We start from the raw sequence: 6,149 nt of genomic DNA on the forward strand, positions 1-6,149 counted from the left end.
TGACGTGAGCTACGACGTCTATGGCCCTTTTATACCGGTGATCATGCTCATCACCTTCATCGCCTTGTTTGTGTGGGTGCTACACCCCAAGAACAAGAAGGGATTTGATGATGCCGCTAACCTTCCCTTCGATGACGAAGAGAAGCAATCGGATGCCAAGGCCGATAACGGGAGAATGGAAAAATGAGTTCTTTTTGGGGCGCATGGGTAACGGTGATTACCCTGGCAGTGATTTTTGGCTGCACCTGGCTGCTGTTCCAGACTCGCAAAAGCGAGACTTTCAAGGAGTCCACGGACACCACAGTCGGTCACGTATACGACGGCATAGAGGAATACGACAATCCTCTGCCGCGCTGGTGGTTTCAGCTGTTCGTTGCAACCATCATCTTCGGTCTGGTGTACCTGGCGCTCTATCCGGGCCTGGGTAACTTCAAGGGCCTGCTCGGCTGGACATCCACTGGCCAGTGGGAAGAAGAGCTGCAGCATGCTGAAGAAGTCTATAAGCCGGTATTTGCCAAGTACGCTGCCCTGTCGATCGAAGACCTGCAGACCGAGGAAAACAAGTCCGGCCTGCAGATGGGCCAGCGCATGTTCGCCAACAACTGTACGCTTTGCCATGGTGCAGCGGGTACGGGTGCTTACGGCTTCCCCAACCTGACCGACGATGACTGGCTGTACGGCGGGGCGCCTGCCACCATCAAACAGACCATCACCAACGGTCGCAACGGCGGCATGCCGCCCTGGGGCCCGGTGCTTGGTGAAGAAGGCGTACGTGATGTGGCCAGCTATGTGCTGAGCCTCAGCGGCCGCGAAGTGGATCCGGATGCTGCCCAGCGTGGCGCAACCCAGTTCCAGGCCCTGTGCACCGCCTGTCACGGCCAGGACGCCAAAGGCACCCAGGCTCTGGGCGCGCCCAACCTGACCGACGACATATGGCTCTATGGCGGCAGTTTCGAAGCGGTGACACACACGATTCGCACCGGTCGCGCAGGCATGATGCCGGCACACAAGGATCTTCTCAGCGATGACAAGATCCACCTGATTGCCGCATACGTCTACAGCCTGTCCCACAACTGACAGACTGCGGGCCGGTGATCAAGACGATATGATGCAGATCATATCGTCTTTTTTATGGGCCCCTGTACTGGGCCCCTATACTGGATACGGACTCTGCCCACTGTGATCCGCCCACCGGGGCACAGCGGACAGACTCTCTAAACAGACTATCAACAGTCGCGACACAAGCTCGACTAAGCTGCTGACACTCATCCTATCGGCAGGCCAATACCGCGCTACACGAAGAGTAAAGGCATGAAGCAGATTCCGGTCAAAGACGTCACCCCCAAAAGCAGTCAGACCAAGGTCGAAACCTACGACCTATACGCCAAGCGCGAACATATTTACGTCAAGTTCTACAAGGGACTGTTCCGCAACCTGCGCATAATCTCGGGCTTTCTCATGCTGGCCGCTTATTTTGGTTTTTCATGGCTGCAGTGGGATGGCCACCAGGCGGTACTGTTCGACCTTCCCAACCGTCAATTTTACGTATTTGGCATGACCTTCTGGCCGCAGGATTTCATGCTGCTGTCCTTCTTGCTGATCATTCTGTCCTTCGTGCTCTTCCTCGTCACTGCGGTTGCAGGACGCCTGTGGTGCGGTTATTCCTGCCCGCAGTTCGTCTGGACCTGGTTTTTCATCTGGGCCGAACGTATCTGTGAGGGTGACCGCAACCAGCGCATGAAGCGCGACAAGGCCCCCTGGACATCGGAAAAAGCCACCCGCAAAGCCGCCAAACATATCCTCTGGCTGCTGATCGCCGGCGCCACGGCCATTGCCTTTGTCGGCTACTTCAGCCCCATTCGCGAATTGATACCCAACGTGCTGAGCTGGAATCTGGGCCCCTGGGAAACCTGGTGGCTGGGCTTTTTCCTGCTGGCAACCTACGGCAACGCTGGCTGGCTGCGCGAGCAGGTGTGCATTTACATGTGCCCCTATGCTCGCTTCCAGAGCGTAATGTTCGACCAGGACACCCTGGTCATCTCCTACGACGAGAAACGTGGCGAACACCGCGGCAAGCGCAAAAAGGGAATCGACTACAAAGCCGAAGGCCTGGGTGACTGCATCGACTGCGGCAACTGCGTACACGTCTGCCCGGTGGGTATCGATATCCGCGACGGCTTGCAGTACGAATGCGTGGCCTGTGGCGCCTGTATCGATGCCTGTGACGATGTCATGGGACGCATGGGCTACGAGCCGGGCCTGATACGCTACACCACCGAGCATGCCCTGGAAGGCAAACAAACCCACCTGCTGCGCCCACGCCTGATTGCTTATGCCCTGGTCCTGGCGGCCATGCTCGCGGCCTTTGCCTACACCATTGCCACCCGCATTCCGCTGGAGGTTGACGTCTTGCGCGATCGCGGCCCGCTGTTCACCCAGACTTCCGATGGCAAGCTGGAAAACAGCTATACGCTTAAACTCGCCAACAAAGGACAAAAGGACCACCGGTTTGAGATCAGCGTCAGCGGCCTCGACGGACTGGAACTGGTAACCGATACCGAGCTGAATATAGCCGCCGGTGAACTGGCCGAGGTTGCACTGCGCCTGCAGGCGGACCCTGCCATTGTGCAGCGCTCCAACTACACCATCAGCTTCCACGTCAGAGCGCTGGATGACGCATCCATCAGCCTGGATGCCGAAAGCCGCTTCCTGGGGCCCGTCCCAAGTCGTTAGGCACTGAATCTCCCCCGGGGCAATTTGTCGCAGCAGCAGGCCCTGGGGTTTTCGGTTAGAATAGCGGCGCAGGCAGACGCCTGTTCGCCAAGCTCCGCTTCAGCGCGTTTTAAGGATCATCATGAAACACGACAATACTGCCATCGCGCCCTGGTATAAACAGCCCTGGCTCTGGTTTATCCTGGCCCCGGTAATTGCCTCCGTTTTCTCTGGCAGCACCTTCCTCTACCTGTCGATCGTCTCTGCAGACGGGATTGTGAAAGATGACTACTACAAGGTCGCCAAAGGCCTGGAAATCGACGACAGGCCAGCCCTCCAGGCTGCGGCTCTGAATCTCAGCGCTGAGCTGCTGCTCGACGACATTACCGGCGACATCGGCCTGACTCTGCATGGCAAGGTGGCCGACGACCTGAACCGGCTGACGCTGGAAATTGTCCACCCGATCCACCAGAAATACGACCAGAACATACAGCTGCGCCGTATTCCCGGCAGCACACGCTTTACCGGCAGCCTGCAGGCCACACTGAGTGTCAGCAAGCATTTTGTTGTTGTAGTTCCCCCGGACAACAGCTGGAACCTGCGTACCGAAGTCGAGCCACCTTATGACCCGCTGCGCATCCAGCTGTCATCGGCACGCTGATCCCTGGTAGCATGACGACTCCCTCCAGCGCAGTGAACATCGGTTCCTCTCAAGGCAGTACCGCAGAGCATGCGCAGAGCTGCTTTCACTGCGGCCTCGACGTCCCTTCCGGTGTCCGCTATGTGATCCAGATCGACGGCGAGGCGCGCCAACTCTGCTGCCCCGGCTGCCTGGCCGTGGCCCAGACCATCGTCGACAGCGGGCTGGACGGCTACTATCGCCATCGCAGCGGCACCCCGGGCGGCGCTGATATTGCCGGCCGCAGCCTGCCCGACGTACTGATCCAGGAGCTGGCACTCTATGATCTGCCCAGCATGCAGCAAGCCTTCGTCTCGACCCTGGACGACGGCAGCCGAGAAGCCAGCCTGGTCATCGAAGGAATAACCTGCGCCGCCTGTACCTGGCTGCTGGAACATCACCTGCAACGCCAGCCCGGCGTATTGCGGGTCAGCGTAAATCTGAGCAATCACCGCATGCGCCTGTGCTGGGATACGGCAAGCACCAGCCTGAGCCTGCTGCTGGGGCAGATTTACCGCATCGGCTACCAGGGTCACCCCTACCACCCCGACAAGGAAGAGCAACTGCTCGAACGGGAGAAGAAGCGCGCCATCAGACGACTGGGTGTCGCCGGGGTCGGCATGATGCAGGTGATGATGTACGCCATTGCCCTCTATGCCGGCGCCCTGCAGGACATGGAACCGCAGCTTGTCAGCTTTATCCGCTGGGCCAGCCTGGTCGTGGCCACACCCGTCGCCCTTTACGCAGCCTTGCCGTTTTATCAGGCGGCGCTGCGCGACCTGCGAAGTCGCCACCTGAGCATGGACGTACCTGTCTCCATCGCCGTATTGGGCGCCTATAGCGCCAGCGTCTGGGCCACACTGACCCGCAGTGGCGAGGTCTATTTCGACTCGGTCACCATGTTCACCTTCTTCCTGCTTATCGGCCGCTATCTGGAAATGCAGGCGCGTCACCGCACCGGGCGCGCCGGCAATGCCCTGCTTAACCTGCTGCCCAACAGCGCCCTTCGCCTCATCGACGGCGAAGAGTTGCTGGTTCCGGCCAGCGAACTCAGGGTCGGCGACCGGGTTCTGGTAAAGCCGGGCCAGAGCCTGCCGGCCGACGGCATTATCCGGCGCGGCCACTCCTCCATCGACGAATCGGCCCTGACCGGCGAGTACCTGCCGATTCGCCACGGCGAGGGCGACAGCGTCGTCGGTGGTACCCTCAATGTCGAGAACCCCATCGAGCTGGAAATCAGCCAGGTAGGGGGCGATACCCAGCTCTCCGCCATCGTCCGTCTGCTGGATCGCGCCCAGAGCGAAAAGCCCGCCACCGCCCGACTGGCCGATCGCATTTCCAGCTATTTCGTTGCCGCGGTACTGATCACTGCAAGCCTGGTCGGGCTGGTCTGGTGGCAGCTCGACCCTGCCAATGCATTCTGGATTACCCTGGCGGTACTGGTCGTCACCTGCCCCTGCGCCCTTTCCCTGGCCACCCCCACGGCCCTGACGACCGCCACCGGCACACTGCGTCAGCACGGTCTGCTGATCACCCGGGGCCATGTACTCGAAAGCCTCGCCCGCGCCACTCATATCGTATTCGACAAGACGGGCACCCTGACCCAGGGCAACCTGAGCCTGCACAGTGTCACCTGCATCGGCGCCACGCGCGATCAAGCACTGCGCCTGGCCGCCGCTCTTGAAGCCCACTCCGAACACCCCATCGCCAAGGCCTTCCACCCCTATATCGACAGACCCGCCGAGATGCTGGAGTCCCATATTGGGCTGGGGCTTGAGGGCAGGATCGATGGCGAAACCTATCGTATTGGCACGGCGGACTTTGCCGCAGCGCTCTGTCCGCAAGCGCCCAGTCCGACCCAGCCTGACAACCAGAGCCAATGGCTGCTGCTGTGCAGCACCGAAGGGCCCCTGGCCTGGTTTGGCCTTGATGACCAGCTCAGACCCCAGGCGCTTGAGTGCATCCGTTCCCTGCGAGCGCTCGGCCTGCAGGTTGAGATGCTCTCCGGCGACAGCTCAGCTGCAGTGCAGCACGTCAGTCAGAGTCTTGGCATCAACCGCGTTCATGGCGGCATGTCGCCCGAGCGCAAACTGGCCCACATAAACGCCCTTCAGCGCAGTGGCGCCCAGGTGGTCATGGTCGGCGATGGTATCAACGATATTCCGGTACTGGCCGGCGCCCAGACATCTATTGCCATGGGCGCCGCCACAGACCTGGCCAAAACCTGCGCCGATGCGGTGCTGATGTCCGGCGATCTCAACCGCCTGGTGGATGGCATTCTGCTGGCACGCAAGGCACGCAGTATTATTCGCCAGAACCTCGCCTGGGCACTGCTGTACAATCTGCTGGCACTGCCACTCGCCGCCAGTGGCTTGGTGGCGCCCTATATGGCGGCCATCGGCATGTCCGCCAGTTCGCTCGTGGTAGTAGGTAATGCCCTGCGACTCTCAGGGCGCGTGCGCAGGCCAGCCACCACCGCAAAAGCAATACAACCTGAGAATCGACATTGACAGTACGAGCGGCTTTTGGCCCCACTCCTTATAGTTGCGCCGCCATCGGCATGGCCACCAGTTCGCTCGTGGTAGTAGGCAATGCTCTGCGACTCTCAGGGCGCGTGCGCAGGCCCACCTCGCAAGCGCCAAAGACAGAGGGCTAACCGTGACTGGATGGCGGATTCATAGCACCACTCCTTATAGTTGCGCCGCCATCGGCATGTCCGCCAGTTCGCTCGTGGTAGTAGGTAATGCCCTGCGACTCT

General features: G+C 60.3%; 5 protein-coding genes. All 5 read left to right on the top strand.

Annotated features, from left to right (window positions below; translation table 11 throughout):
* Positions 1-4: 4 nt before the first annotated feature.
* The 5 genes from MRS74_RS17135 (at position 5) to MRS74_RS17155 (ending at position 5,901) form a co-directional block, all read left to right on the top strand.
* A complete protein-coding gene (locus MRS74_RS17135) occupies positions 5-187 on the top strand; it encodes a cbb3-type cytochrome oxidase subunit 3 (RefSeq protein ID WP_254581498.1) in 183 nt (60 codons plus the stop codon).
* Positions 184-1,077, top strand: coding sequence for a cytochrome-c oxidase, cbb3-type subunit III (ccoP, locus tag MRS74_RS17140; protein ID WP_254581499.1), 894 nt, complete (start codon positions 184-186; stop codon positions 1,075-1,077). Before MRS74_RS17135 ends, ccoP begins: the two co-directional genes overlap by 4 nt.
* Before the next feature lie 234 nt (positions 1,078-1,311).
* Positions 1,312-2,733: a cytochrome c oxidase accessory protein CcoG gene (gene ccoG, locus MRS74_RS17145; RefSeq protein WP_254581500.1), complete on the top strand. Its 1,422-nt coding sequence runs from the start codon at positions 1,312-1,314 to the stop codon at positions 2,731-2,733.
* A 121-nt stretch (positions 2,734-2,854) separates the two neighbouring features.
* On the top strand, positions 2,855-3,373 hold the full coding sequence (locus MRS74_RS17150) for a FixH family protein (protein ID WP_254581501.1): 519 nt from the start codon (positions 2,855-2,857) through the stop codon (positions 3,371-3,373).
* A gap of 11 nt (positions 3,374-3,384) precedes the next feature.
* Positions 3,385-5,901: a heavy metal translocating P-type ATPase gene (locus tag MRS74_RS17155; protein ID WP_254581502.1), complete on the top strand. Its 2,517-nt coding sequence runs from the start codon at positions 3,385-3,387 to the stop codon at positions 5,899-5,901.
* Positions 5,902-6,149 lie beyond the last annotated feature (248 nt).

The sequence above is a fragment of the Marinobacterium sedimentorum genome (assembly GCF_024267675.1).
GTDB classification, from domain to species: Bacteria; Pseudomonadota; Gammaproteobacteria; order Pseudomonadales; family Balneatricaceae; genus Marinobacterium_A; species Marinobacterium_A sedimentorum.

What these genes read in the sequence shown, in the direction of transcription:
- ccoP (WP_254581499.1), top strand. Translation starts at nt 184, where the DNA reads ATGAGTTCTTTTTGGGGCGCATGGGTAACGGTGATTACCCTGGCAGTG.
- ccoG (WP_254581500.1), top strand. Translation starts at nt 1,312, where the DNA reads ATGAAGCAGATTCCGGTCAAAGACGTCACCCCCAAAAGCAGTCAGACC.
- MRS74_RS17150 (WP_254581501.1), top strand. Translation starts at nt 2,855, where the DNA reads ATGAAACACGACAATACTGCCATCGCGCCCTGGTATAAACAGCCCTGG.
- MRS74_RS17155 (WP_254581502.1), top strand. Translation starts at nt 3,385, where the DNA reads ATGACGACTCCCTCCAGCGCAGTGAACATCGGTTCCTCTCAAGGCAGT.